The organism is Pseudomonas sp. NY15364 (assembly GCF_048068235.1).
GTDB lineage: Bacteria > Pseudomonadota > Gammaproteobacteria > Pseudomonadales > Pseudomonadaceae > Aquipseudomonas > Aquipseudomonas mendocina_D.
On the sequence record NZ_JBLUPX010000007.1, the window covers coordinates 40,874 to 67,161 of the forward strand.

General features: G+C 62.4%; 28 protein-coding genes. 18 read left to right on the forward strand and 10 right to left on the reverse strand.

Features of this window, described 5'->3' with window-relative positions; translation table 11 throughout:
* Positions 1 to 153: 153 nt before the first annotated feature.
* The 4 genes from ACNFCJ_RS08180 (at position 154) to ACNFCJ_RS08195 (ending at position 4,640) form a co-directional block, all read left to right on the forward strand.
* Positions 154 to 705, forward strand: a complete 552-nt coding sequence (locus ACNFCJ_RS08180; protein WP_416770748.1) for a glutathione peroxidase — start codon at positions 154 to 156, stop codon at positions 703 to 705.
* Positions 706 to 851: 146 nt separating this feature from the next.
* Positions 852 to 1,778 (forward strand): esterase/lipase family protein, encoded by a 927-nt coding sequence (locus ACNFCJ_RS08185; RefSeq protein WP_143504222.1) that lies wholly within the window; start codon positions 852 to 854, stop codon positions 1,776 to 1,778.
* A 42-nt stretch (positions 1,779 to 1,820) separates the two neighbouring features.
* Entirely contained in the window at positions 1,821 to 2,879 is a 1,059-nt protein-coding gene (locus ACNFCJ_RS08190; RefSeq protein ID WP_416770751.1) for a lipase secretion chaperone, read from the forward strand.
* A gap of 12 nt (positions 2,880 to 2,891) precedes the next feature.
* Positions 2,892 to 4,640, forward strand: a complete 1,749-nt coding sequence (locus ACNFCJ_RS08195; RefSeq protein WP_416770753.1) for an ATP-binding protein — start codon at positions 2,892 to 2,894, stop codon at positions 4,638 to 4,640.
* Here ACNFCJ_RS08195 and ACNFCJ_RS08200 read toward each other — a convergent pair whose 3' ends face one another.
* The 4 genes from ACNFCJ_RS08200 to ACNFCJ_RS08215 form a co-directional block, all read right to left on the reverse strand.
* Positions 4,641 to 5,252 carry a response regulator gene (locus ACNFCJ_RS08200; protein ID WP_416770754.1) on the reverse strand — a complete coding sequence of 204 codons (612 nt, stop codon included), beginning with the start codon at positions 5,250 to 5,252 and terminating at the stop codon, positions 4,641 to 4,643.
* Between the two features lie 63 nt (positions 5,253 to 5,315).
* A complete protein-coding gene (locus tag ACNFCJ_RS08205) occupies positions 5,316 to 6,575 on the reverse strand; it encodes an OmpP1/FadL family transporter (protein ID WP_416770756.1) in 1,260 nt (419 codons plus the stop codon).
* 148 nt (positions 6,576 to 6,723) lie between these two features.
* Entirely contained in the window at positions 6,724 to 7,203 is a 480-nt protein-coding gene (locus ACNFCJ_RS08210; RefSeq protein WP_416770758.1) for a hypothetical protein, read from the reverse strand.
* Between the two features lie 412 nt (positions 7,204 to 7,615).
* Positions 7,616 to 8,470 carry a sulfurtransferase gene (locus ACNFCJ_RS08215; RefSeq protein WP_143504210.1) on the reverse strand — a complete coding sequence of 285 codons (855 nt, stop codon included), beginning with the start codon at positions 8,468 to 8,470 and terminating at the stop codon, positions 7,616 to 7,618.
* Between the two features lie 322 nt (positions 8,471 to 8,792).
* Here ACNFCJ_RS08215 and gdhA point away from each other — a divergent pair, with 322 nt between their 5' ends.
* Positions 8,793 to 10,130, forward strand: coding sequence for an NADP-specific glutamate dehydrogenase (gene gdhA, locus ACNFCJ_RS08220; RefSeq protein WP_416770759.1), 1,338 nt, complete (start codon positions 8,793 to 8,795; stop codon positions 10,128 to 10,130).
* 129 nt (positions 10,131 to 10,259) lie between these two features.
* Positions 10,260 to 10,940: a spermidine synthase gene (locus ACNFCJ_RS08225; protein ID WP_416770761.1), complete on the forward strand. Its 681-nt coding sequence runs from the start codon at positions 10,260 to 10,262 to the stop codon at positions 10,938 to 10,940.
* Between the two features lie 41 nt (positions 10,941 to 10,981).
* On the opposite strand, the gene ACNFCJ_RS08230 is transcribed toward ACNFCJ_RS08225, so the two are convergent.
* The gene (locus ACNFCJ_RS08230) at positions 10,982 to 12,043 is read right to left on the reverse strand and encodes an SMP-30/gluconolactonase/LRE family protein (RefSeq protein WP_416770878.1); all 1,062 of its coding nucleotides are present in this window, start codon (positions 12,041 to 12,043) and stop codon (positions 10,982 to 10,984) included.
* A gap of 131 nt (positions 12,044 to 12,174) precedes the next feature.
* On the opposite strand from ACNFCJ_RS08230, the gene rnd reads away from it, so the two are divergent.
* The 5 genes from rnd to ACNFCJ_RS08255 all read left to right on the forward strand — a co-directional run bounded on the left by rnd (position 12,175) and on the right by ACNFCJ_RS08255 (position 16,494).
* Positions 12,175 to 13,308: a ribonuclease D gene (rnd, locus tag ACNFCJ_RS08235; RefSeq protein WP_143504202.1), complete on the forward strand. Its 1,134-nt coding sequence runs from the start codon at positions 12,175 to 12,177 to the stop codon at positions 13,306 to 13,308.
* Positions 13,305 to 13,598, forward strand: coding sequence for a YcgL domain-containing protein (locus ACNFCJ_RS08240; protein ID WP_099525298.1), 294 nt, complete (start codon positions 13,305 to 13,307; stop codon positions 13,596 to 13,598). Before rnd ends, ACNFCJ_RS08240 begins: the two co-directional genes overlap by 4 nt.
* Positions 13,599 to 13,601: 3 nt before the next feature.
* Positions 13,602 to 14,534 (forward strand): D-2-hydroxyacid dehydrogenase, encoded by a 933-nt coding sequence (locus ACNFCJ_RS08245; RefSeq protein WP_416770763.1) that lies wholly within the window; start codon positions 13,602 to 13,604, stop codon positions 14,532 to 14,534.
* 183 nt (positions 14,535 to 14,717) lie between these two features.
* Positions 14,718 to 15,167, forward strand: a complete 450-nt coding sequence (locus ACNFCJ_RS08250) for a YcgN family cysteine cluster protein (RefSeq protein ID WP_143504195.1) — start codon at positions 14,718 to 14,720, stop codon at positions 15,165 to 15,167.
* A gap of 100 nt (positions 15,168 to 15,267) precedes the next feature.
* Positions 15,268 to 16,494, forward strand: a complete 1,227-nt coding sequence (locus ACNFCJ_RS08255; protein ID WP_143504193.1) for a hypothetical protein — start codon at positions 15,268 to 15,270, stop codon at positions 16,492 to 16,494.
* 17 nt (positions 16,495 to 16,511) lie between these two features.
* On the opposite strand, the gene ACNFCJ_RS08260 is transcribed toward ACNFCJ_RS08255, so the two are convergent.
* Positions 16,512 to 16,982 (reverse strand): RNA methyltransferase, encoded by a 471-nt coding sequence (locus ACNFCJ_RS08260; RefSeq protein ID WP_416770765.1) that lies wholly within the window; start codon positions 16,980 to 16,982, stop codon positions 16,512 to 16,514.
* A gap of 47 nt (positions 16,983 to 17,029) precedes the next feature.
* Positions 17,030 to 17,371, reverse strand: a complete 342-nt coding sequence (locus tag ACNFCJ_RS08265; protein WP_416770766.1) for a YajD family HNH nuclease — start codon at positions 17,369 to 17,371, stop codon at positions 17,030 to 17,032.
* Positions 17,372 to 17,454: 83 nt separating this feature from the next.
* Between ACNFCJ_RS08265 and ACNFCJ_RS08270 the strand changes: the two genes are divergently transcribed.
* Positions 17,455 to 17,769: a hypothetical protein gene (locus ACNFCJ_RS08270; RefSeq protein WP_416770767.1), complete on the forward strand. Its 315-nt coding sequence runs from the start codon at positions 17,455 to 17,457 to the stop codon at positions 17,767 to 17,769.
* Between the two features lie 79 nt (positions 17,770 to 17,848).
* Here ACNFCJ_RS08270 and ACNFCJ_RS08275 read toward each other — a convergent pair whose 3' ends face one another.
* A complete protein-coding gene (locus tag ACNFCJ_RS08275) occupies positions 17,849 to 19,891 on the reverse strand; it encodes a S9 family peptidase (RefSeq protein ID WP_416770769.1) in 2,043 nt (680 codons plus the stop codon).
* A gap of 105 nt (positions 19,892 to 19,996) precedes the next feature.
* On the opposite strand from ACNFCJ_RS08275, the gene ACNFCJ_RS08280 reads away from it, so the two are divergent.
* The 6 genes from ACNFCJ_RS08280 to ACNFCJ_RS08305 all read left to right on the forward strand — a co-directional run bounded on the left by ACNFCJ_RS08280 (position 19,997) and on the right by ACNFCJ_RS08305 (position 23,917).
* Positions 19,997 to 20,470: an MFS transporter gene (locus tag ACNFCJ_RS08280; RefSeq protein WP_416770770.1), complete on the forward strand. Its 474-nt coding sequence runs from the start codon at positions 19,997 to 19,999 to the stop codon at positions 20,468 to 20,470.
* Between the two features lie 63 nt (positions 20,471 to 20,533).
* A complete protein-coding gene (locus ACNFCJ_RS08285) occupies positions 20,534 to 20,980 on the forward strand; it encodes an HIT family protein (protein ID WP_143504185.1) in 447 nt (148 codons plus the stop codon).
* Positions 20,981 to 20,984: 4 nt separating this feature from the next.
* Positions 20,985 to 21,758, forward strand: a complete 774-nt coding sequence (locus tag ACNFCJ_RS08290; protein WP_296234761.1) for a class II glutamine amidotransferase — start codon at positions 20,985 to 20,987, stop codon at positions 21,756 to 21,758.
* 4 nt (positions 21,759 to 21,762) lie between these two features.
* Positions 21,763 to 22,287, forward strand: coding sequence for a DUF2937 family protein (locus ACNFCJ_RS08295; protein ID WP_416770772.1), 525 nt, complete (start codon positions 21,763 to 21,765; stop codon positions 22,285 to 22,287).
* A 158-nt stretch (positions 22,288 to 22,445) separates the two neighbouring features.
* On the forward strand, positions 22,446 to 23,510 hold the full coding sequence (locus ACNFCJ_RS08300; protein ID WP_416770773.1) for a DUF2167 domain-containing protein: 1,065 nt from the start codon (positions 22,446 to 22,448) through the stop codon (positions 23,508 to 23,510).
* On the forward strand, positions 23,507 to 23,917 hold the full coding sequence (locus tag ACNFCJ_RS08305; protein WP_416770774.1) for a hypothetical protein: 411 nt from the start codon (positions 23,507 to 23,509) through the stop codon (positions 23,915 to 23,917). The genes ACNFCJ_RS08300 and ACNFCJ_RS08305 overlap by 4 nt, the downstream gene beginning before the upstream one ends.
* 57 nt (positions 23,918 to 23,974) lie before the next feature.
* On the opposite strand, the gene ACNFCJ_RS08310 is transcribed toward ACNFCJ_RS08305, so the two are convergent.
* Positions 23,975 to 25,153 (reverse strand): vWA domain-containing protein, encoded by a 1,179-nt coding sequence (locus ACNFCJ_RS08310; RefSeq protein WP_099525310.1) that lies wholly within the window; start codon positions 25,151 to 25,153, stop codon positions 23,975 to 23,977.
* A 146-nt stretch (positions 25,154 to 25,299) separates the two neighbouring features.
* Complete coding sequence (locus ACNFCJ_RS08315) at positions 25,300 to 26,145, reverse strand: AAA family ATPase (protein WP_416770776.1); 846 nt, start codon at positions 26,143 to 26,145, stop codon at positions 25,300 to 25,302.
* Positions 26,146 to 26,288 lie beyond the last annotated feature (143 nt).

A 26,288-nucleotide genomic window follows, 5' to 3' on the forward strand; every position in this document is an offset into this window, starting at 1 on the left:
GGAATGCTCATTTACAACTCGTAAACTCCGCTTCCTCACCCGTTTTTGCCTTGCCTGACCTTCGCTCGACGACTTTTCGTACAGACCCGAGTTGCTTGCGGCTGGGCCTGCGAGTAGCGTGGTGCAATCGCGTCATCGCTTGAGGTCACTGCCATGTCCCTTCGCCGTCTTGCCTGTTCCCTATTGCTGTCCAGCCTGGCGCTGCCGGTGCTGGCCGCCGAATGTCCGGCCATGCTGCAGGGCGAGCTGCCCAAGCTGCGCGCCAAAGGTGAAAACATCGAACTCTGTCAGTTCTCGGGCAAGCCGCTGGTGGTGGTGAACACGGCCAGCTTCTGCGGCTTCACCCCGCAATTCAAAGGGCTCGAGGCGCTGTACCAGCGTTACAAGGATCAGGGCCTGGAAGTGCTCGGCGTGCCATCTGACGACTTCCGCCAGGAATCCGCCGACAGCAAGGAAACGGCCACTGTCTGCTACGTCAACTACGGCGTGACCTTCGCCATGACCGAACCGCAGCCGGTTTCCGGTGCCAACGCCATCCCATTGTTCAAGGGCCTGGCCGAGCAGAGCCGGCAGCCGCGCTGGAATTTCTTCAAGTACGTGGTCGACCGCCAGGGCAAGGTGGTGGCGATTTTCTCCAGCCTGACCAAACCGGATGATCCCGAGTTGATCGCCGCCGTTGAGAAGGCCATCGCTTCGCAACCCTGAGAGTCTCTGAGCAGGCTCTGATTCTTCTCGCTTCACGGCCCTTCACCCATCTGGGCGATGGGCCGTGTCCGTCCGCCTGCCTAGACTGGCCTGGCGCCGGACGCAGTTCACCCGGCGTGCCCTACAAGAACAATAAGGAGGCACCCATGCGTCGCGTCTATACCGCTGCCCTGGCGACACTCGCTCTACTTGGCGCCGTCGAGGCCCAGGCCAACTACACCAAGACCAAGTACCCGATCGTGCTGGTACACGGCGTGACCGGTTTCAACACCATCGGTGGGTTGGTCAACTACTTCCACACCATTCCCTGGAACCTGGAGCGCGACGGCGCGCGAGTGCACGTCGCCAGCGTCGCGGCCTTCAACGATAGCGAGCAGCGTGGCGCCGAGCTGGCCCGGCAGATCGTGCCCTGGGCCGCTGCCGGTGGCGGCAAGGTCAACCTGATCGGTCACAGCCAGGGTTCGCCGACCTCGCGCGTGGCCGCTTCGCTACGCCCGGATCTGGTCGCCTCGGTGACCTCGATCAACGGCGTCAACAAGGGTTCGAAAGTAGCCGATGTGATACGTGGGGCGATTCCCCCGGGTGGTGGTATCGAGGGTGGTGCCAATGCCATCGCCAATGCATTGGGCGCGGTGATCAATCTGCTGTCCGGCTCGAGCAACCCGCAAAACGGCATCAACGCGCTGGGTACCCTGACCACTGCCGGTACCACTGCCCTGAATGGTCGCCATCCGTGGGGCGTCAACAATAGCAGTTACTGCGCCAAATCCACTGAAGTGCATAACGTGCGTGGGCACAGCATTCGCTACTACTCCTGGACCGGTAATTCCTCTTATACCAACGTGTTCGACGCGGCCGATCCCTTCCTGGCCTTCACCGGCCTGGTGTTCGGCAGCGAGAAGAACGACGGCCTGGTAGGCGTGTGTTCCACCTACCTGGGACAGGTGATCGACGACAGCTACAACATGAACCACGTCGATGCGATTAACCATCTGTTCGGCATCCGTGGCTGGACCGAGCCGGTATCGCTGTATCGCCAGCATGCCAACCGTCTGAAGAACAAGGGCGTCTGATCCCGGTGAACGCGGCGGGGTGACCCGCCGCAACGAGGTTGCATGTCCAAGTTCTTCAGTCTTTCCCTGGTCGCCGTGGTGGTGGCGGGTGGTCTTACCCTGTATTGGCGCTGGCCGGCAGCGGTACCCGAGGTATTGCCAACTGCCGCTGTCGCCGTGCCGTCACGGCAAACGTCGACTGAACCGCTATCTGTCCCCATCGCCAAGGCATCTTCCGAGGCGCAGCCGTCAGTGGCCGAGTCCTTACCGAGCCTGGCCGATACCGAGGTGGACGGCCAACTGCTCACCGACGCGGCCGGTAATCTGGTGCTGGACCTGGCGGTACGCGACTACTTCGATTATTTCCTCAGCGCAGTCGATCATTCCGGGCTCGATGCGGTGATCGAGTCGCTGCTGGCCGATGCCGGGCGGCGTCTGCCGGAGCCCGCGCTTGGGCAGATGATCAGCCTGCTCGGTGATTATCTGGACTACAAGCGCGCCAGCATGGCGCTGATGCAGCAGCCGCTGGATGCCCAGCAGCAGGTAGAACCGAAGGCGCAGTTGCAGGCACTGCAGTCGGCTTTTGCCCGTCTCGACGAGTTGCGCCGCGCCCATTTCTCTGCGGCCGCGCAAGAGGCGCTGTTCGGCGCCGAACAGGCTTATGCCCGTTACACCCTCGATAGCCTGGCATTGCAACAGCGTGATGACCTCGGCGAGGCGCAGCGCGCGCAGAGGCTCGAGCAGTTGCGTGAGCGTCTGCCCGAGGCGCTGCGAGAAAGCGAGCAGCGCCAGCAATTGGCTTTGGAACAATTGCAGCGCAGTGAGCAGTTGTGGCGTGATGGTGCGGATGAGCAGCAGGTGCGCGAGTTCCTGGCGATGACCTATGATCCGCAGACCGTGCAGCGCCTGCTGGATGAACAGCGCCGCGAGCGCGATTGGCAGCAGCACTACCAGGCCTATCGCAATGAGCTGGCCAGCCTGCAAGGCCGGGGGCTGAGCGAAGCAGATGGCGAGCAACTGCAGCGTCAGCTGCGCGAGCGCTTGTTCAGCAGTGAAGACCGACACCGTGTGGAAACCTATGACGCCATCGCCGCGAAGCAACCGGAGCCGCTCGACCCCTGACGGATACCGCCCATGAGTGAGCGCCTGCTGCTGGCCCAGCAGCGCCGAGGCTATCGCTCGCTGCGTTTCGCTACCGAGTTGGAGGCGGGCTTTGCCGAGCATCGGGTGCAGCGTATTCGTCGACGCCTGCCGCTGATCGCCCCCATCGCAGCGTTGTTTCAGTTGATTTATGCGCTGCTGGATTTTCTGCTCATGCCGCTGCCGGTCAGCCTGTCGGTGCTACCGCTGCGTATGCTTGCGCTGGCGGTGTTGGCGCTGTCCTTTTTTTACTGCCGTCGGGTCGAGGCACCGCCTGCCAGGGTGCCATTGGTCTATGCCGCGGCCTACTGGGTCAACGGCGTCAGCGTCGCGTTGATCGTTCACCTGTGCTGGCAGCAGGGCGTGGCGATGCCCTACGACGGCCTGTTTCTCATCCTGTTGTTCGGTTACGCCCTGCTCGGGCTGTCGTTTCGTGCGATCAGCCTGTGCAGCTGGAGTTTCTGCCTGCTGTTCATTGGCGTCGGCGTGCTGTTCGGTGAAACCGGTGGCGCGTTGGCTTACCAGGGCCTGTTTCTGTTCTGCGCCAACTTGATCGGCAGCGTCGGCGCCTATATGCAGGAGCATGGCCAGCGTGGTGCCTGGCTGAACCTGCGCCTGCTCGATCTGGCGCGTCAGCGCGCCGAAGCCGATGACGCGCGCAAGCTGCGCCTGCTCGCAGCGGCCAGTCACGATCTGCGCCAGCCGCTCAACGCCATGGGGTTGTACGCCGAACATCTGGTGGAACAGGGCGGTGACCTGCAGACCCGGCGCATCAGCTCGCGCCTGGCCGCGTCGGTGGAGCAGTTGGGACGCCTGCTGCAATCGCTGCTCGACTACACCCGTCTGACCTTGCCCGGTGGTGTGCAGGCCAGGCCGCATGCGTTCGCCCTGCGCCCCTTGCTCGAACGGCTGATCGCTGAAGTGGCGCCAGAGGCGCAACAGCAGGGTTTAGATCTACAGCTGCATTGTGACGACTGTGGTGCGCACAGCGACCCGCTGCTGTTGGAGCGCCTGCTGCGTAACCTGCTGAACAATGCCCTGCTACACGCGCAGGCGCAGCACCTGAGGTTGAGTGCAGCGCCTGATGGCGACGAGATCGTGTTGGAGGTGGCCGATGATGGTCGCGGCCTCAGTGAGGCGGAGCAGACCTTGGTGTTCGAGGAATTTCGTCAACTGGACAATCCCGGGCGCAATGCCGAGCGCGGACTCGGTCTTGGTCTGGCCATCGTGCGGCAGCTGGCCGAGGTGCTGGAGCACCCCTTGCACCTGCATTCACAGCCGGGCGCGGGCGCACGCTTCGTCCTGCGTTTGCCGCTGGCCGAGGTGCCAGTAGCGGCGCCGCGCGCCGATGCTGGGTTGACCTTGCAGGGGCGCGTGCTGCTACTCGAAGACGACCCAGCCGGGCGTGAAGCGCTGGCTGGTCTGTTACGTCGCTGGGGCTGCGAGGTGCAGGCTTGCGCTGACCTGGCCACTGCGCTGCAGGTCCTGCGGGTCGACACGCCGCATTTGCTGATCAGTGATTACCGGCTGGCCGAGCAGGAGGATGGCCTGCAGGCCATCGAGCGCCTGCGCGAGGCGGCCGGGCTGATGCTGCCGGCTCTACTGATCAGCGCTGACCTGAGTCCGGAGCTGCACGAGCGCTGCCTGCCCGCTCACGTCATTCCCCTGGGCAAACCGCTGTTGCCGGCGCGTTTGCGCCAAGTGCTGGCCACTCAGTTGCGAGCGCGCCAGACCGTCAGTTGATCACAGCCAGCCACGCTGGCGGGCGGCACTGACACAGGCGGTGCGGGTATGCACGGCGAAGGTTTCGAACAGGGCCTTGAGGTGGGTCTTGACCGTGTCTTCGGCCAGGCCCAACTGGCGGCTGATGGCTTTGTTCGGCAGACCCTCGGCCAGTAGCTGGAGAATCTCCAGCTGCCTCGGTGTCAGCGGTGAGGCGTTGGTCGGCGCCGGCAGGGTTTCACCCAGCAGGACGCGAGTCACCGACTGACGCAGGGCATGGCCATCGGAACTCTTGGGGATGAAACCGAGCGCGCCAGCCGCCAGGCTAGCCTGGGCATCCAGCGCCGAGTCACTGGCGCTGAGAATGGCCACTGGCGTGCTTTCGCCGCGCGCCAGCCAACGCTGCAAAAGCTCCAGGCCAGGCACGTCAGGTAAGCGCAGGTCGAGCAGGATCAGGTCATAGTTGTGTTGGCGCAGGCACTGCTCGGCTTCAGTGGCACTGTGCGCGGTGTGGATCTGCAGGTTCGCACTGAGCGGCGACAGGGCCAGGGACAGGCCATCGAGAAAAATGCGGTGGTCGTCGACCAACAGCAGACGGAGATTGTCGGGCAGGGTAGTGCAGAGGGCAGTCATGATGTTCTCACGCGGCTTTTATTGTTGTTCTGCCGCGTGAGTTTAGCCAATGCAGAGGCTCGATTAGAAGCGGTAGCTGAGCGAGGCGCCGAGACCGTGTGCACTGTTCTTGTAACGTGCACTGTAGGTGCCGCGGGTGGCGCTGGCGTGGTTCACGTCCACCGACTCTTCCTGCAGGTAGGAATAGGCCACATCGATGGTCATGTCCTGATTCGGGCTCCAGCCGGCACCGACGCTGAAGATGGTGCGGTCACCGGATGGCACGCGCGGCGAGCGGTCGACGTTGTTGGTCGGCGACTGGTCGATGGCGATACCGGTGCGCAGCGTCCACTGCGGGTTGACCTTGTAGGACAGGCCGACCGCATGAGCCCAGGTGTCGTGCCAGTTCTGCTCCTCAACGATGGTGGCGAGGTTGGCCGGCAAGGTGGCGGAGTCGTTCTCCACGCGGATTTCCTTGAAGCGGCTCCAGCGCGTCCAGGTGCTGCCGACATGCAGCGTCAGCGCATCGGTCAGATCGTGGGTGATGGACATGTCCACAGATTCGGGCGTGGTCAGGTCCAGGTTGGCGTCGTACTTGCCGGCGATGCCGGCCAGTGGCGATGCTTCGACACGGGTGTCGCCCTCCAACTTGTACTTGACGCGCGAATGGTAAGTCAGGCCAGCGCGGGTCTGCGGAGTGAACTCGTACAGCACGCCGGCGTTGAAACCAACGGCGACATCGTCACCCTTGACCTTCACCTTGCCATCGCCGAGGGGCGTGAACAGTGACGAGGTCAGTTCCCCTTCGATGTGGTTGAAGGTTGGGCCGAAACCCACCGACAGCTTGTCATTGAAGCGATAGCTCAAGGTCGGCTGCACGGTGATCACGCGCACGTAGCTCTTATCCGCATAGTAGCGACCCTGGAAGTTGCTTTCGTAATCGGTCATCAGGCCAAAGGGCACATAGATACCGATACCGAAGGCGACCTTTTCGTCCAGCGGCTTGACGTAATAGCCCATTGGCACGCCGGTGGTCGGCACCATATCGCCGTCGTTGCTACCACTGATAGCACCGGCCGGGGAGCTGGCGCTGACGTGGTCGATATCGCTCTTGGCGCGAATCGCCGCAGCACCGACGTAGACTTCGTCGCGCTTGAGGCGGGCCATGCCGGCCGGGTTGCCGAACACGGTGCTGGCATCGTCGGCCGACGATGAGCGTCCGGCGAAGGAAGTACCCATACCGGAAATGCTTTGTTCGTTGAGGGCGAAGCCGCTGGCGAAACCATGGCTCGAGGTGGCAGTGATGGCGACGGCAAGACCGGTCTTGAGAAGACGTTTGCTCACGGGGAAGCTCCTGTGGTGAGGCGGGGGCGCACGCTACAGTTTTTCCTGACCCCTGCCAAGGCGCTGAAGTTCCCGAAATAGAGCGTATTGTCGGACAATTGGTTGGATAATGTATGGATTTTCTAAATTGTATTTGCTGACTGCCTGGTCAGGCCGCCTGGCTTAGGGGCTCAATGCAGCGTTGCCAGGCATCGAGAAAGTCATGTTGGCTCCCCTGCGGCTGAAAAACCTTGCGCCAAATTCGGCCCATGGCTAGCACGTTATCAGCGGCCGGCAGTTCGAGTTTTTCGCTTTCGATCATCAGCCAGGCAATGGCAGTGGCGTAACGCAGATTGACCGTCAGCTCCATGTGCGGCATTTCCAAGAATGCGTGCTGGCTGGCGAGGCCACGTACACGGCTGGCAAGATCCGGGTCGAAGGCCAGATGCTGGTCCCAGAGTATCTGGTGGCGCTGTTCGCTGATGCGATACAAGCCGTGACCTTGCGGGGTGTCCAGCGCACTGCCCAGTGCTGACTGACAGGCCGCAGCCCCTAGCAGCAGTGCCTCGGCGGTGGCGCTATGGCGTTCGAGATAGAGCAGGGTAGGGCGGATCACATGTTGGCTGAGATCGCAGGCGGCAATTCCCATGGCATCCTCGCAAGGGTGCCGGTAGGGCCGGGCGCGTGGCAGCTGTTTCCAGACCGATGAAAAACTATCTCGGCTTTGGCTTCCTGCGTCGCTCTAACTCCTGCATCCATGCAGTCGTGCGTCGGCAATCCTGCGTTAAAAACAGCCTCGTGTGCGAGCCCAGTCGAAATGCTCATTTACGCTTGTAAAATCGAGCGCGATTCCGACCGTTTCTCGGCTGTTTTTGCCTTGTCTTGCCTGCCTCGCTAACGTTTTTCAACGGTCTGGGCTCTTCGATAAAGGCCCCACCGGGAGCGGGGTTAGCCGCTCATTCTCAAGTCTAGTGCGATATTTCAGCTGTAAAGGTCTGTTTTTAAATTGATTCTGGATTTGAGTTATTGGGCATATTTCGATTGGTGCTTAAAACCTTCGATCAATCACCCGTTGCTACCGGGCGCGTCGGATCGGTGATCCACTCGCTCCAGGAGCCTGCGTAGAGCGGCGCCAATGGATAACCGGCGAGGCTCATGGCGAAGAGGTTGTGACAGGCCGTGACCCCCGAGCCGCAGTAAGCCACCAGATTTTCCATCGGGCGTTCGCCGCGCAGCTCGTCGAAACGCTCGCGCAGTACCGTTGCCGGAAGGAAGCGGCCATCCTTACCCAGGTTGTCGGTGAATACGGCGCATCGTGCGCCGGGAATATGCCCGGCGACCGGGTCGAGCGGCTCGACCTCGCCGCGAAAGCGCGGCAGTGCCCGCGCGTCGAGCAGGGTCAGCTCCGGGTTGCCCAAGTGCTGGGCCAGGTGATCGGCAGTCAGCAGCAGGCTGCTGTCGGGTTGCGCGGAGAAATCGCCCGGGGTGTTGTTAGGTGGCGTGGTGGTCAGTTCCTGTCCGGCTTCACGCCAGGCTTTCAGGCCACCATCGAGCAGGTACAAACCATCACGCTTGCCCAGCCATAGCAGCAACCACCAGGCGCGTGCGGCGAAAGCACCGGGACCGTCGTCATACAGAACGACCTGGCTATCCCCCCGCAGACCGCAGCTGCGCAGGCGTTCGACTAGATGACTCGGGTCGGGGAGCGGGTGGCGACCGGTTACGCCCTTGACCACCGGGGCGGACAGGTCCTGCTCCAGATCGAGAAAGTGCGCGCCCGGGATATGCCCCTCGACGTAGCTGCGGCGCCCATAGGCTGGGTCTTCGAGGGCGAAGCGGCAGTCCAGCACCAGCAGGTCGTTCTGGCCAATACGTTGTTGAAGGTGTTCCGCGCTGATCAGTTGAGCGAGTGGCATGCAGCCTCCTGTTACGTAGCAGGGTTTGCGGCATCATACCGCCTGGCCTGCTATTGGATTCGCTTGAAGAAAAGCCTTCTCACACAGATTCGGAAAAGCTGTAACGCCAGCGCTGATGCTGACCCAATCATGGGTGGCCGATGTTCGTGCGCTGAATGCAATTATTTGGTGCGTTATTGGGTGGAGATAATTGCGCGATAGAGGCTTTATTTGCAGTTCGCGCACTAAAAGGTTTCATCAACGCGACATTTTGATTTGTTTTGGTGCTTTGCTGCCTGATAGAGTGCCGGCCACTTTTGTCTTTGTGGTGTCGAGGTGCCGCATGTCGTTGTCCGTTGATTCTTTCCTGGCGCGCCTGAAACAGCGCGATCCCGACCAGCCGGAATTCCACCAGGCGGTGGAAGAGGTCGTGCGTAGCCTGTGGCCTTTCCTCGAAGCCAATCCGCGTTATCGCGATGCCGGTATTCTCGAGCGCATGGTCGAGCCCGAGCGTGCGATCCTGTTCCGTGTACCCTGGGTCGACGACCGTGGTCAGGTGCACGTCAACCGTGGTTACCGTATCCAGATGAGCAGCGCCATCGGCCCGTACAAGGGTGGCCTGCGTTTCCATCCCTCGGTGAACCTGGGCGTACTCAAGTTCCTGGCTTTCGAACAGGTATTCAAGAATTCGCTGACCTCGCTGCCCATGGGTGGCGGCAAGGGCGGTTCGGACTTCGATCCCAAGGGCAAGAGCGAGGGCGAAGTGATGCGCTTCTGCCAGTCGTTCATGACCGAGCTGTATCGCCATATCGGTGCCGACCTGGATGTGCCGGCTGGTGACATCGGCGTCGGTGGGCGCGAGATCGGTTACCTGTTCGGCCAGTACAAGCGCCTGTCCAATCAGTTCACCTCGGTGCTGACCGGCAAGGGCCTTAGCTACGGCGGCAGCCTGATCCGCCCGGAAGCCACCGGCTACGGTTGCGTGTATTTCGCCCAGGAGATGCTCAAGCGCATCGACCAGGGCTTCGAAGACAAGCGCGTGGCCATCTCCGGTTCCGGCAACGTTGCCCAGTACGCGGCGCAGAAGGTCATGGAATTAGGCGGCCGGGTGATTTCGCTGTCGGACTCCGAGGGCACTCTCTATGCCGAGAGCGGCCTGAGCGATGAGCAGTGGTTGTACCTGATGGATCTTAAGAACGTGCGTCGTGGCCGCCTGCGCGAGATGGCTGAGCACTATGGTTTGCAGTTCCTCGCCGGGCAGCGTCCGTGGGGCCTGGCCTGCGATATCGCTTTGCCCTGCGCGACGCAGAACGAACTGGACGCTGAGGATGCTCGCGCGCTGCTGAAGAGCGGCTGCATCTGCGTGGCCGAAGGCGCCAATATGCCTTCGACCCTGGAAGCGGTGGACCTGTTCGTCGAGGCCGGCATCTGCTACGCACCTGGCAAGGCGTCCAACGCCGGTGGCGTGGCCACCAGCGGCCTGGAAATGAGCCAGAACGCCATGCGCCTGCACTGGAGCGCCGGAGAGGTGGATGAGCGTCTGCACGGCATCATGCAGAACATTCACCATGCTTGCGTGCACCATGGCGAAGAGAATGGTCGCATCAACTACGTCAAGGGCGCCAATATAGCCGGCTTCGTCAAGGTCGCCGATGCGATGCTGGCGCAAGGCGTAGTCTGAGCCCATCGCAGTAGACTCGAGGCCCCGCGTGAGAACGCGGGGCCTCGTCGTTTCTGGTGGGGCTGTGTTGCCCGGCCGATTCAGGCATGCTGCCTGCCCTCACGCTCGCTACTCAGGTCTTCGCCTTCTATGAAACGCTTCGTTCTGCTCGATACCGCTCCTATCCCCGGTACGGATGGTGCGCTCAATCTGTTCGAATACGGCGAAGATTTCGTGATCAAGATTGCTGGCGGCGATGGCGGGCAACTGATGAATACGCGCATGCACGGTTCGGAAGATGCCCTGGCCGCGATTCCCTGCAAGCAGATTGCGAGCCGGCCGCAGGTGCGGGTACTGATCGGTGGTCTGGGCATGGGCTTCACCCTGGCGTCTGCGCTCCAGCACTTGGGGGCCGATGCCGAGGTAGCGGTGGCCGAGCTGGTGCCGGGCGTGGTCGAGTGGAACCGTGGTCCGCTCGGGGCGAAGTCCGGTTATCCGTTGAATGACCCGCGTGCAGTGATCATTCAGGAGGACGTCGCCAAGGTGCTGCAGGCCGCCGAGCAGTGCTACGACGCTATAATGCTGGACGTCGACAACGGCCCCGAGGGGCTGACCCAGAAGGGCAATGACTGGCTGTACAGCATGGACGGCCTGCGCCGGTGCGCCAAGGCACTGAGGCCCAAGGGCATGCTGGCGGTGTGGTCATCCAGCGCCGACTGGGCGTTCTCGGAGAAGGTGCGCAAGGCCGGCTTCAAGGGCGAGGCGGTTCAGGTATATGCCCACGGCAATCGGGGTACGCGGCACACCATCTGGATTGCTCAGAAGGTCTGAGTGGGCTGCCCAGGTCTTGAGTGAACCGGGCAGCTGTGTGCTCAGTGAATCTGCAGTTTGCCGATGTGATCGTTGTCCAGGCTGCCGAAGTACAGGTAGTCGCCTACCGGCTTCACCGAGGTGACCATGCGCAGGTGCGTGCCGCTGGTGTCATGCAGGCTGCGGACGATCTCGCCTTGCTCGTTGAGGGCGATGGCGAAGCCGTAAGGGATCGCCTTCGGCCAAAGGGCACGCGGCAGTTTGGCCATTTGCGACTTGAGCCAGGGGTGGCGATGGAGGAAGTCGGCATCGGCCTTGCGTGGGGTCGGCAGGGCCACCCAGAAGGTGCCGTTGCGGTCGCCCTGGAGGTTGTCCGGCAGGCCCGGCAGGTTGTCGATGAAAATGTCGTGCTGGCCGGCCTTGTCGCCCTTGAGCCAGTAGCGGGTGATGCGATAGCGATAGGTTTCGTTGACCAGCACGAAGTCCTCGTTCGCCGACAGCGCCACGCCATTGGCGAAATACAGATCTTTCAGCAATACGCGGGTTTCGCCACTGACCGGGTCATAGCTGAGCAGGCGGCCGTGAGGGCGTGCCTCGAGCAGATCGAGCAGGTAGTCCGGCTGTTCGAAGCGTGAGGAGGCGTCGCTGAAGTAGATGGTGCCGTCTCTGGCGATGTCCAGGTCATCGGTGAAGGCGAAACGCAGGCCTTCAGCCTCGGTGGTCAGCACCTTGATCGCACCCTGCGGGTCGATGCTCAGCAGGCCCTTGTAGGCATCGGCGACGATCAGATTGCCGTTGGCATCAAAGTTCATGCCCAGCGGGCGGCCGCCGGTGTCGGCGAAGGTTTCCAGGCTGTCGTCTTCCAGCACGCGAACGATGCGGCCATCATGTAGGCCGGCGTACACCCGCCCCTGGTTGTCGACGGCGGTGTCTTCCGGGCCATGCACCTGGCCGCGAGCCACCAGCTCGGCTTTCATCAGGGTGTCGTTGGGCTCCAGTGTTCCAGTCATCGCCGGGGCGGGCGCGGCATCCCAGGGCAGCGGATCGATCGGGCTGGGCGTCAGGGCCAGGTAACTGGCCGCTGCGGCCAGCAGCATGACGACCAGGGCAAGTAGTTTCTTCAGCATTGTTGTTCTTCCGCGTCGGAGGTGGTGCGCGGCACAGATTACACAGTTCCCGTTATCGGCGGCAGGCTGCTGCCCCGTGCGCTGGCCTGGGCATATATACTGCGCGGCATTCTAGACGGGAGAGCCGCGTGGCTAACGACATTCACTGGATTCTCGACGACGCCAGCCTGGCCGAGCATTGCGCCGCCTGGCAGGCGCAGCCCTTCGTCGCGTTGGACACCGAGTTCATGCGCGTCGACACCTTCTATCCCATCGCCGGGTTGCTGCAGGTCAGCGCTGGCGACGGCGCCTACCTGATCGACCCCTTGCGCATCAGCGATTGGCGGCCGTTCGCCGCGCTGCTTGAGGCGCCTACAGTGGTCAAGGTGCTGCATTCATGCAGTGAAGACCTGGAAGTCTTTCTACGCCTGACCGGCAGCCTGCCGACGCCGCTGTTCGACACGCAACTGGCCGCCGGTTATCTCAATCTCGGTTTCTCCATGGGCTACTCGCGCCTTGTGCAGGCCTTGCTGGATATCGAGCTGCCCAAGGGCGAGACCCGCTCCGATTGGCTGCAGCGGCCGCTGTCCGAACTGCAGGTGCGCTACGCCGCCGAAGACGTGCTGCATCTGGTCGAGGTGTACCGTGCGCTGATGGCTCGGCTGGCGCCGCAGAAGGTCGAGTGGGTGCTGGAGGATGGTGCCGAACTGGTGGCCAACCTGAGCCGTGAAGTGGCGCCCGAGGATGCCTGGCGCGAGGCCAAGCTGGCCTGGAAACTGTCGCGTCAACAGCAGGCCGTGCTGCGCGCGCTATGCGCCTGGCGCGAGCGTGAGGCGCGCGCGCGTAACCAGCCGCGTAATCGCATCCTGCGCGAGCATTCGCTGTGGCCGCTGGCACGTACCCAGCCAGATAACCTGGTGACGCTGGCGCGCATCGAGGACATGCACCCGAAAACCGTGCGCCAGGACGGAGAGACACTGCTGCAGCTGATTCGTGATGCTGCTGCGCTGCCGCCCGAGCAGTGGCCCGAAGCCTTGCCCGAGCCGCTGCCCATCGAAGCCTCTGCGCTGCTGAAGAAATTGCGCGTCATCGGCCAGCAAGAAGGTGAGCGCCTGGACATCGTCCCTGAGCTGATGCTGCGCAAGAAAACCCTGGAAGCCCTGTTGAAAACCGGCTTCCCCCATGGCCCGTACCAATTGCCCGACTCCCTGCGCGGCTGGCGCCGGGAGCTGATGGGCCAGGCGCTGTTGGATTGCCTGGCCGCCGAAGGAGAATCCGCGTGAAACGCATCTGTTCCATCTACAAGAGTTCGCGCAAGAACGAGATGTACCTTTACGTACTCAAGGCCGATGCTCTGGCGCGCGTACCGGAAGGACTGCTCAGCGTCTTCGGCCCGCCCGCGCATGCCTTCGACCTGGTGCTCAGCCCTGAGCGTCAGCTGGCCCGTGAGGACATCGCCCAGGTGCTGGAGAACCTCGAGAAGCAGGGCTATCACCTGCAGATGCCGCCGCCCGAGGAGGAGTACATCGAGCACCTGCCTGACGAACTTTTGCGCCGTAACGACCCGGTGTGACCGATGCGCCTGTTGATCGCCGAAGAGGAGCATGCGTTCTACGCCGAGCGTATCCGTAGCGCCTGCCCCGACCTGCAGTTGGTCGCCAGTGCGCAGCTCGAATCGCTGCGTGAGCAGGCCGGCGAGTGCGACCTGTGGCTGGGGCAGCCGGATCTGCTCGCACCGCTGTTGCGCGACGGCGCGCGGCCGCAGTGGTTGCAATCGACCTGGGCCGGCATCACGCCGCTGTTGGCGGAAGGATTGCCGCGTGATTACCGCCTGACCCGTGCGGTCGGCATCTTCGGACAGGTAATGGCCGAATACGTGCTCGGCCATATGCTGGCCCACGAGCGGCGCCTGTTCGCCCGCCTGGCGGCGCAGGTCGAGCAGCATTGGGATCACAGCCTGCCACGTAGCCTGCGCGGGCGCCGCGTGCTGGTGGTCGGTTGCGGTGATATCGGTCAGGCCGTTGCCGAGTTTCTCCAGCCTTTTGGGGTGGAGTTGCGTGGCGTTGCCAGCCAGGCGCGTGAGCAGATGCCGTTTCTCGAGGTCGCGGCCATGGATCGACTGGCGCAGTTGGTCGCCTGGGCCGACTACGTGGTCAACCTGCTGCCGGACACGCCGGCCACGCACGATCTGTACGATGCCCGGCTGCTCGCCCATTTCCGCCCGGAGGCGGTGCTGATCAATGCCGGGCGTGGCGTTGCCGTGGTCGATGCCGACCTGGTGGCCGCGCTGGAGCAGAACCAGTTGGCCGCAGCCGTGATCGACGTCTGCCGTGAAGAACCTCTGCCGCCAACCCATCCGTTCTGGACGGCGCCGCGTTTGCTACTCACCGGCCACAGCTCGGCGCCCACCGATCCGGCCTTGATGGGCGAGTTGTTCATCGACAACCTGGCGCGTTGGCAAGTCGGACAGCAGTTACGGGGTGAAGTGGATTTCGCCCGCGGTTATTGAAGCACTTGGCGGGTTGTACCCGCCCTACGGGTGCAGATCTGTAGGGCGGGTGCAACCCGCCAGCGGCGATGACCGGCTCGTACAATACATCCCTGATGGCGCCATTCGGCATGCGCCGCTTGGCCAGGGCTGGGGCTCAAGCTAGACTGCCGCGCTTTTTACCCTTGAGTCCATACTGCTGCCATGGCTGCCGACCTCGAACCCTTCTGGAAACGCAAGACACTCGCCCAGCTCGATCCGCGCGAGTGGGAGTCGCTGTGCGACGGTTGCGGCTTGTGCTGCCTGCAGAAGCTCGAGGACGAAGACGACGGCGCCGTCTACTACACGCGCATCGCCTGCAAGCTGTTGGACCTGCAAACCTGCCGTTGCAGCGATTACCCCAATCGGGTCAAGCACGTGCCTGACTGCATTCAGCTCACCCCGGCGCAGGCCGATCAGTTCCGCTGGCTGCCGCCCACCTGTGGTTATCGCCTGGTCAGCGAAGGCAAGGACCTGCCGCACTGGCATCATCTGGTCTGCGGCGACCCGGATGCGGTGCACGCCGAGCGCATTTCCCAATCAGGACGTATGCTCAGTGAGAACAGCGTGGCCGAAGACGACTGGGAAGATCATCTGATTTTTCGCGCCGGTTGATTGCCGCGCGGCTTCATGGCAATTCTGTTTGCCGTCCATGGAATTTGCCCTGTGGCGCAGCTGTCATATTCCGCCACGTTCAGCATCAGGAGTTCGCTCGATGTCCCTTCGCTTGCCGTTGTACTCGTCTTTGCTGCTTCTGAGTCTGCCGGCCTTCGCCGCCACGCAGAAGGTCGATCTGGATTACCGCGTGCGCTTCTTGCCGGAGAGCAATCAGGCTGAAGTTAGCATCACCCTGGAGAAGGGCGAGCGCGTGCGCAGTCTTGACTTCAACCTCGGCGAAGACGGTCGCTTCAGCGACTTCAAGGCCGACGGCCAGTGGTCACAGGAGCAGGCCGGCCGCGGCAAGTGGCAGCCCGGGGAGGGCAAGAGCGTTTTGAGTTACCGCGTGCTGATCGACAACGAGCGCAAGCCCGGTCGCTACGACGCACGGATGACCCAGGACTGGGCGCTGTTTCGCGGTGACGACCTGGTGCCGGCGGCCAAGCTCGATCAGAAGGACAAGACCGATCTGGTGGCTCGCCTGCAGTTCGACCTGCCCAAGGGCTGGAAAAGTGTGGAGACCGGCTGGCCGCGTATCGGCAAGAACCGTTTCCGTATCGACAACCCGCAGCGCAAGTTCGACCGCCCGACCGGCTGGATGCTCGCTGGCAAGCTGGGTACCCGGCGCACCCGCCTGGGTGATACCGAAATCGCCATCTCCGCGCCGGTCGGCGAGGGCATGCGGCGCATGGATATCATGACCTTCCTCACCTTCGTCTGGCCGCAGATGCAGCAGGTGTTCCCACGTGATCCCGACAAACTGCTGATCGTCGGCGCTGGCGACCCGATGTGGCGCGGCGGTCTGTCGGCGGCCAACTCCTACTTCATGCATGCTGATCGCCCGCTGGTCAGCGAGAACGGCACCAGTTCCCTGGTGCACGAACTGGTGCATGTATTCGGCCGTATCTATGGCCGTGAGCGCAGCGACTGGATCGCCGAAGGCCTGGCCGAGTACTACGCCATCGAGTTGATGCGCCGTGCTGGCGGCATCAGCGAAGACCGCTATCAGAAAATCCGTGAACAACTGATTCGCTGGAGCAAACCGGTCAACAGCCTGCGTACCGACAACGCCAGTGGCCCGGTCACGGCGCGTGCAGTGCTGCTGTTGCAGGAACTGGATCGCGAGATTCGGCAGAAGACCAAGGAAAAGGGCAATCTGTCGCTCGATGACGTCACTCGTGGCCTGATGCGCCTGGACAAGGTCAGCACCAAGGATTTCATCGACATCACCGAGAACGTCATCGGCGGTCCGTCGAAGACCCTGGACACGCGTTTGCTGCGTTGAGCGTTAGCGCTTCGTGGTCAGAACAGGGGGCCGGAGCGGGTGTTGTTACCCTTGGTCAAGCGGTCGTAGAGCACTACGTTGACCGTCGCGGCCAGGTTCATGCAGCCCTGGGTCGGGATGTACACCACTTCGGCGCCACACCAGTCGAGAATCTCCTGCTGCAGTGAGCCATCCTCCGGGCCGAAGATGTATAGCGCCCGGTCGGGATGGGTATAGGCGGGCAGGGCGCGGGCATCATCGACCAGTTCCACCGCCACCGGGGTGCAGCCCAGCGGCAGGATCTTGCGCAGATCGTCGATATTGATCAGCGGGATATCCTGGTGAACCTTCTTGGTATCGGTGATGAAGTCCTTGGCGCGGTCATAGCGGGTTCCGGTGTAGAACACCGAACTGACGCCATAACAGCCTGCCGCACGCATGATGGAACCGACGTTTTCCGGGGATTTCGGATTGAACAGGCCGATGCAGGCGTATCTCTTGTTGGCCACGGTGGCACTCGCAAAAGCGCCGATTATACGGTGCCGAGTGCCACGCCCTAGTCCTTTTTCAGCAGGCTGGCCAGATCGCCGAAGGCCTTGTAGGTCGACTTGGCGGCCTGAGGGCTGGCGGTGGAGCCTTCGGCGAAGTACTGCTGGTCGGTATAGCGCGAGTGTTCGTTGTCGTGACAGAACAGGCACAGCAGCTCCCAGTTGGAACCATCGGCCGGGTTGTTGTGGTGGTTGTGGTCGCGGTGATGCACGGTCAGTTCGCTCAGGCGCTTGCCAGAGAACTCGCGGGCGCAGCGGCCGCAGACGTGGGGGTACATTTTCAGCGCTTTCTGCCGGTAGCCTTCTTCGGCCTGGGCGGACAGATAATAGGGTTTTTTGCTGGTGCTCATGGCGGAACCTGTTATCGAAGGTGAACGCTTGTCTGGATATGTTGCCAGAATAGAACGAAAGCCAGCTGCACAGGAGAAATGTCATGCGCTTGTCTCTGTTCGCCGTGATGATTCTGGCCTCCAGCCTTGGCAGTCTTGCTTGGGCTCAGGAGCCGATGCGCATGCCGTCCGCCCCTGGGGCGGGCGCACCGGGCACCGCCACGCCGCAGCCATACGGCCAGCCTTCCACACCCGGTACGATCAAGCGCCAGGGATCGGCGCCCCTTTTACCGCCGCCCCAAGGACAAACTCCCCCAGGGACTGCACCGAAATCCACCGGTGACCAGCCGATTCCGCAACTGGATGAGCAACTGCGCCGCAACAGCCAGGGGCTGGATGGGCAACGCAAGCAGGACTGATCATCGGGTTTTTGTAGGAGCGGCTTCAGCCGCGATGCTTGCTGTCTCGCTGCTGAAGCGCAATGCCGCACAACCGCTCCTACGGTTGTGCGATCCCGAGCACGCGGAACAGAAACGCGTACTCCAACGCCACATCCTTGATGCCCTGATAACGCCCACTCATGCCTCCATGGCCGGCGCCGAGATCGGTCTTGAGCAGCAACAGGTTGTCGTCGGTCTTGTCGCGACGCAGTTTCGCCACCCATTTCGCAGCTTCCCAGTACTGCACGCGGCTGTCGTTGTAACCGGCGACAGCGAGGATGGGCGGGTAGGTCTGGGCGCGGACGTTCTCGTAAGGTGCGTACGCCTTGATGCGTTCGAAGACCTCGGGCTGATTCGGATCGCCCCATTCGTCGTACTCGGTCACGGTCAGCGGCAGGTCCGGGTTGAGCATGGTGTTGAGCACATCGACGAACGGCACTTCGGCGATGGCGGCGGCGAATAGCTCGGGGCGCTGGTTGAGTACGGCGCCAATCAGCAGACCGCCTGCGCTGCCGCCGCTGATCGCCAGCTGTGAAGTGGTGGTCAGGCCTTCGGCGATCAGGCGCTCGGCGCTGGCGATGAAATCGTCGAAAGTGTTCTGTTTGTGTTCGAGTTTGCCGGCGCGGTACCAGGCTTCGCCCATCTCGCCGCCGCCGCGTATGTGCGCGATTGCGAAGACGAAACCGCGTTCCAGCAGGCTCAGGCGCGCATGGGAGAACCAGGGGTCGAGGCTCGCCCCGTAGGCGCCGTAACCATAGAGATAGAGCGGCGCCGGTTTGCCGGCAGCGAACACCTCGCGGCGTGCTACCAGGCTGATCGGGATCTGCGTACCGTCGGCCGCGCTGGCCCAGAGACGGCGACTTTCATAGGCGTCGGCATCGAACGGGCCTTCTACCGGCGTCTGCTTGAGTACCTGCTGTTCACCCGTGGCCAACTCCAGCTGACGTACCTGCGCGGGACGGTTCAGCGCTTCGTAGCGCAGGCGGATTACCGGGCTGTGGAATTCTAGGCTGTCCTGCAAGTAGAGGCTGTAGGCCGCATCCGGCAACTGCACGCGATAGGGCGCCTGCCCCTGTGGCTGCACTTCGAGGATCGGCAGGCCGCCCTCACGTAGCGCAAGGGTAAGCGCACGTTGGTTCAGTGTGGCGCCCTCGAGCATCACCTGCGGGTCGTGAGCGCGAATCTGTTGCCAATGCGGGCGCTGCGGCTTGGCCTCAGTGGCGCGGTAGAGCGCGAAGTTGATGCCACTCTGGTTGCTGCGGATCAGCCAGCACCACTGGCCGTCCAGCATGCCGTGATCGACGTCGTATTCATGGCCTTCCTCGCGCGGAGCCAGGCAATTGAAATCGCCCTGTGGCTGCTGCGCATCGAGCACCCAGACTTCGCTGGTGGTTTTGCTGCCCAGTTGCAAAATCAGCTGGCGCTCGGAGCTGGAGCGGTAGCAATGCAGAAAGAAGCGGCCATCCTCTTCCTCGAATACGGCCTGCGCAGTGCTGTCACCTAGGCAGTGACGGTAGAGCTTGTAGGGGCGATGGGTCTCGTCCAGTTCGGTAAAGAACAGCGTCTGGCTGTCATTGGCCCAGGTCATGCTGCCGTCGCAGTCGTCGAAGGGCAGTTCGCTGATTTCGCCGCTGGCGAGCTCCTTGACGAACAGGCGGTAGATCTCGTCGCCGCTGCTGTCGAGGCTGTAGGCCAGGCGCTGCTGGTCGGGGCTGATGCTGAAAGCCCCGACGGAAAGAAAACCGCCGTCGGCCAGCGCGTTGGGGTCGAGCAGCAGCGTTTCGCTGGCCGCGTCCACCTGCAGCGAATCATCGGCTGGGCGACGGCAGCGGTAGTGCCGTGGATACTCGTCACCGGCCGTGGTGCGCTGGTAATAGAGGTAGTCGCCCCAGGGCGTTGGCAGCGACAGGTCAGTCTCGCGGATGCGCCCCTTGATCTCCTCGAACAGTTGCTCGCGCAGGGCTCGTTGCGGTTCCAGCACGGCATCCAGGTAGGCGTTTTCTGCCTGCAGGTGCGCCAGGACCTCATCGCTGTCGCGGTTTTCCAGCCAGCGATAGGGATCTTTGCCGCTTTCCTGGTGGGCGATGGGGGCAGAGGACATGACGTAGCTCCAGATAACGAGAGGACGACGGCGGGGGCGCCGCATTGGGCAAAAGCCGTTATCATAAGCGCCCCTTTGCCAGACCTGCCACGCCGGCGCCTGCTTATGATGAATGAAAACGACTACCTCATGGCCTGGGCGGCCTACGGGATTGCTGCCCTGGGTTGCCTGTTGGTGTGGATGCGCCTGACCAGCTGGATGTGGCGCTACCTGCGCGAACCGCTCGCCGTGCTGGTGGCCGTGCTGCTGTTCAGCCCGACCATTGTCGACCCGACGCGTGAACTGTTTGCGCCGGCCCTTGCGGTCACCGCCATGGACGTGTTGCTCAAGGTCGGCAACAACGCCTGGCGTGCTGTCGCCGATCTCGCGCTCTACAGTCTCATTGCGCTGGCCGTATACCTGCTGTTCGTCGCCGTGCGCTGGCCCATCGAGCGCTGGTGGAAGGGCCGCAAGGGCGAGCAGGTGGCCGAAGCCGACGAAGATCCGCGTACCTTGCGCGAACGCATGGAAGAAGACGAAGACCTGCCAGTCCGCGACTACGGACGTGATCGTTCGGGTCGTATGGAACCGCGTATTTGATCTGACCCCTTGCGCCTGCCGGCCCAGGCGTTCAGCATGATGGCCTTGTGCAAGGGAGGCCTGATGGATTGCGTGTTTTGTGCCATTGCCGAGCAACGGCTGCCCGCTCATCGCCTATATGAGGACGATGACTTCATCGTGCTGCTGGATATCTTCCCGATGCGGCCGGCCCATGTGCTGATCGTCAGTCGTCTGCATGCGCCATTTCTACGAGATCTGCCGCCACCGGTGCGTGAACGTCTGCTGACGCTGGCCGAGCGTATCGCCGCCGCGCTGCGCGAGGCGGGCTTTGGCAAGAACGGCATCAACCTGCTGATCAACGATGGCCCAGATTCCAATCAGCACGTGCCCCACCTTCATTTACACCTGATTCCACGCCAGCCAGGCGACCTGCCGGCGCTGCTCTGGCGATTGCTGGTGCGTTTTCTGCCAATGGGCCGCAAGCGAATCGAAGCGCGTCTGCAAGATGAAGCCGATCGTCTGCGTCTGATCCTCGGCAAGGAGAATTGATTCGATGTGCGAATTGCTCGGCATGAGCGCCAATGTACCCACCGATATCGTGTTCAGTTTCACCGGGCTGATGCAGCGTGGTGGCCGCACCGGCCCGCATCGCGATGGCTGGGGCATCGGCTTCTATGAAGGGCGCGGCCTGCGTCTGTTTCAGGACCCGCGGGCGAGCAGTGAGTCCGAGGTGGCGCAGTTGGTGCAGCGCTACCCGATCAAGAGCGAGGTGGTGATCGGCCACATTCGTCAGGCCAACGTCGGCAAGGTTTGCCTGGTCAACACTCATCCTTTCAGCCGCGAGCTGTGGGGGCGTAACTGGTGTTTCGCACACAACGGGCAACTGGCCGGCCTGCAGGGCGCTACCAGTTTCTACCGACCGATAGGCGAGACCGACAGCGAGGCGGCGTTCTGCGACCTGCTCAACCGCGTGCGTCGCGCCTTTCCCGAGCCGGTATCGGTGGAAATGCTCCTGCCGGTGCTGGTAGCGGCGTGTGCCAGCTATCGTCAGCTTGGCGTATTCAACTGCCTGCTCAGCGACGGCGATTGGCTGTTCAGCTTCTGCTCGACCAAGCTGGCGCATATTACCCGGCGCGCGCCGTTCGGCCCCGCGCAACTCAAGGACGCCGACCTGAAGGTGGATTTCCAGTCGGAAACCACACCCAATGATGTGGTCACGGTGATCGCCACCGAGCCGTTGACCGAGAACGAGCAGTGGTCGCTGTACCAGCCGGGCGAATGGCGCCTGTGGCGACGCGGCGAATGCATCACTCACGGCAAGGCCTGATCCCATGCTTAGAAGCTACCTGCGTCTGACGCTGTTCGCCTTCGGCCTGTTGCTTGGCGTACAGGTGCCGGGCTTCATCGATGACTATGCCAAGCGGGTCGAAGCGCACCGCCTGGAATCGCAACAGAGTCTCAAGGGGTTTCAGGAAACCGCCCAGAAGTTCTTCAAGGGCGACATGGATGCGCTGGTGGCGCACTACCGCGTAAGCGATGACCCGGTGATGCGCAGCGACGCCAACAGCGTGGGGCATCTGGTGCAGCGCTCGGCCTTGCTCGAGCGCGAATGGCAGGCCATGCAGGGGCCCTGGTACGCCCAGGCCTGGCACCTGGCCACTGGCGCCGATCATGAGCTGTTCCAGGAAACCCTGAAGGCTTACCGCTACCAGGTGCTGTTCACCCCGGATGCAATTCTCTGGGGTGTGATCAGCGCCTTGCTGTTGGCCTGGTTGGTCGAGGTGCTGGTGGTGCTGTGCGGCTGGCTGTTCGGAGCGGGCCGCACCCGGCGAGCGCAGCAACGGCACTGGCACTGACGACAGGCGAGCGCCGGGCGTGTTTTGCGCTGATCCGGCGGTTGGTTGCCTGGGATCAAATGCCACAAAAAGTGCACTGGTTCGCCTGGGCACGAGGCAGGGCGTGTTAATGTAATACGGCGTTACATTTATCCCTATCTCGTGTTACTGGAGTTTCCATGTCGATCAAGGATTCGATCCTGGCAGCCGCGCTGGCTGCTGTCCTGCCATTTACCTGTGCTGCCTACGCCAACCCCGAGACCGCGCCAGATAGCGCTGCGGTCAGCGAGGACGTCAGCGAGAGCGATGATTCGGCGCAGTACATCAGCCCGGAAGAATTCGTCGCCAGCCTTGAGTTCAAGAGCGGCCGCATTGTCCTGGGCAATGACCTTGCCACCCTCAACCTGCCCGATTCGCTGGTGTTTCTCGACGGTGAGAATGCCCAGCGCCTGCTGGTCGACGCTTGGGGCAACCCGCCGGATGACGTCCCTCCGCTGGGCATGATCCTGCCGGCCGGTGTGTCGCCGTTGGCCGATGAATCCTGGGGTGTGACCGTCGAATATGAAGACAGTGGCTACGTGTCCGACGAGGACGCCGCTGACATCGACTATGGCGACATGCTCAAGGACATGCAGGCCGACATGCGCGAGGCCAACACCTGGCGTGAAGAGAACGGTTACGAGCCGGTACAACTGGTCGGCTGGGCCGCAGCGCCACGCTACGATGCCGAAGGCAAGAAGCTGCATTGGGCCAAGGAACTGAAGTTCGGTGACAGTGAGACCAACACCCTGAACTACAACATCCGTGTGCTCGGCCGTAAGGGTGTGCTGGTGTTGAACTTCGTCGCCAACATGGACCAACTGGCGGAAATCGAAGCCAATGTACCGGCCGTATTGGCTGCGACCGATTTCAACCCCGGCCAGCGCTATGCCGAATTCGACCCGGATCTGGACACCGTGGCGGCCTACGGCCTGGGTGCGCTGGTGGCTGGCAAGGTAGCGGCCAAGACCGGTTTGCTGGCGCTGTTGCTGGTACTGCTGAAGAAGTTCTGGTTCATCCCGGTGGTGCTGGGCGGTTGGCTGTTCAAGCGCATCGGCCTGCGCAAGAAGGACGCGCCCAGCGAAGCGGCGAGTGCGCCGCAAGCGCCCGTAGTCACTGCCGAGAGCAAGCCGGAAGAGCCTTTGCAGACCCCGGCGCAGACGGTGATGGACTTGAACAAGCCGGACGATGCGGACAAGCGGTGAGTTTGAAGCGTGGTAGCGCCATGTGCAGGAATGCGTTACGCGGTGCCTCTGTTGCCGTTGTACTGATGCTGAGCGCCGGTTGTGGCGAAGCGAATCGCTTCGCTGACGGCTGGGACCGTGGCGGTACGCTGCATGACGCGAGCATGCGTGAATGGGCCTTTGCCGTCGATGCCAATCGACTGGCCACCAGCGCTGATTTCGTCCGCGAGCGCATACCCGATATGCCTGAGGAAGGGTTGCCGATTAGTAGCGCTCTGGTCGAGAAATGTCTGAGCGACATGTCGCTCCGTTCCGCCGTGGACTATCTCAAGGCGCACGAGAAACTGGACTACTGCTTCGACTACACCGAGAGGATGCTCGGTCGGTTGGCCCAGGAATATGCAAGCCAGGCGTCTGCCTCCGAATAGCGAAACGCCGCGAACCCTATACAGGGTTCGCGGCGTTTTTCGTTGCGGCTCGATGTCTTACTTGGACAGGTACTTCATGCCGTCTTCCAGCCCCTGCAGGGTCAGCGGGTACATGCGATCTTCGATAAGCTCGCGCACCAGGCCGGTGGAGGCGGTGTAGTTCCAGGTGTCCTTGGGGTAGGGGTTGATCCAGATGATCTTCTTGAACTTCTCGGTGAAGCGCTTCATCCAGACGTAGCCGGCTTCCTCGTTCCAGTGTTCGACGCTGCCGCCGGCCTGGGTGATTTCGTAGGGAGCCATGGCCGCGTCGCCAACGAATACCACCTTGTAGTCGGCGCCGTACTTGTGCAGCAAGTCCAGGGTCGAGGTGCGCTCGCTGGTGCGGCGCATGTTGTTCTTCCACACGCTCTCGTAGATGAAGTTGTGGAAGTAGAAATATTCAAGATGCTTGAACTCGGTCTTGCAGGCTGAGAACAGCTCTTCGCAGACCTTGACGTGGGCGTCCATCGAGCCGCCGATATCCAGTAGCAACAGCAGCTTGACCGTGTTGCGTCGCTCCGGGCGCATCTGGATGTTGAGCAGGCCGCCATCTTTCGCCGTGTGATCGATGGTGCCGTCCAGATCGAGCTCTTCGGCAGCGCCCTGGCGGGCGAACTTGCGCAGACGGCGCAGCGCCACCTTGATATTGCGCGTGCCCAGCTCGACCTGGTCGTCGAGGTTCTTGTATTCACGCTGATCCCACACCTTGGCGGCCTTGCCCTGGCGCTTGCCGGCATCGCCGACGCGAATGCCTTCGGGGTTGTAGCCGCCGGAGCCGAACGGGCTGGTGCCACCGGTGCCGATCCACTTGTTGCCGCCGGCGTGCTTTTCCTTCTGTTCTTCGAGGCGCTTCTTGAATTCCTCGATCAGCTTGTCCAGGCCTCCGAGGCTCTGGATCTGCGCCTTTTCCTCGTCGCTCAGCAGGCGCTCGAATTCCTTACGCAGCCATTCTTCGGGGATCATCGCCTCGATGTGTTCGTTGAGGTTTTCCAGGCCCTTGAAGTAGGCGCCGAAGGCGCGATCGAACTTGTCGAAGTGACGTTCGTCTTTGACCAGGATCGCGCGCGCCAGGTAATAGAACTCGTCCATGTCGGCGAACACGACGTTGTGCTTGAGCGCGTTGATCAGGTCGAGCAACTCGCGCACCGACACCGGCACCTTGGCCGCGCGCATTTCGTTGAACAGGTTGAGCAGCATGGCTGCGGGTCTCCCGGTGATGCACGAACGGTTCCCTCTCCCATTCATGGGAGAGGGTTAGGGAGAGGGGCTTTTCAGACAGATCGGCGTAGCCGGCTACACCCTCTCCCCCGGCCCCTCTCCCGCAAGCGGGAGAGGGGAGATGATCAACGCGAAGCGCGGCGCGCCATGAAGGCCAGGCGTTCGAGCAGTTGTACGTCCTGCTCGTTCTTCACCAAAGCGCCGGCCAGCGGCGGGATGGCCTTGGTCGGGTCGCGTTCGCGCAGCACGGCTTCGCCGATGCTGTCGGCCATCAGCAGTTTGAGCCAGTCCACCAGCTCGCTGGTCGAGGGCTTCTTCTTCAGGCCCGGCACCTTGCGCACGTCGAAGAACACGTCCAGCGCCTCGGCCACCAGCTCGCCGCTGATGCCTGGGTAGTGCACGTCGACGATCTTCTTCAGGGTGTCGCGATCGGGGAAGGCGATGTAGTGGAAGAAGCAGCGGCGCAGGAAGGCGTCCGGCAGCTCCTTCTCGTTGTTCGAGGTGATGATGATGATCGGGCGCTGCTTGGCCTTGATCGTCTCGTTGGTCTCGTAGACGTAGAACTCCATCTTGTCGAGTTCCTGCAACAGGTCGTTGGGGAACTCGATGTCGGCCTTGTCGATCTCGTCGATCAACAGAATCACGCGCTCGTCGGCCTCGAACGCCTCCCACAGCTTGCCTTTCTTGATGTAGTTGCGAACGTCGTGGACCTTGTCGGAGTCGAGCTGCGAATCGCGCAGGCGGCTGACCGCATCGTATTCGTACAGGCCCTGGTGCGCCTTGGTGGTGGATTTGATGTGCCAGGTGATCAGCTTGGCGCCGAAGGCGTCGGCCAGTTGCTCGGCGAGCATGGTCTTGCCGGTGCCCGGCTCACCCTTGACCAGCAGCGGACGCTGCAGGGTGATGGCGGCGTTGACCGCGAGCTTGAGGTCGTCGGTGGCGACGTAGGACTGGGTGCCTTCGAACTTCATCGGAAAATCCTCGGAACGGTAACGCGCGGGGCCGGCCCGCAGCAGAAATTCAGAGCGCGACTATAACGCGCAGCTCAGGTGGCTGTGAACGCAGACGCAGTATTCAGTCACTGAATGGGCGGTCACCGCTGCTTATGACTACA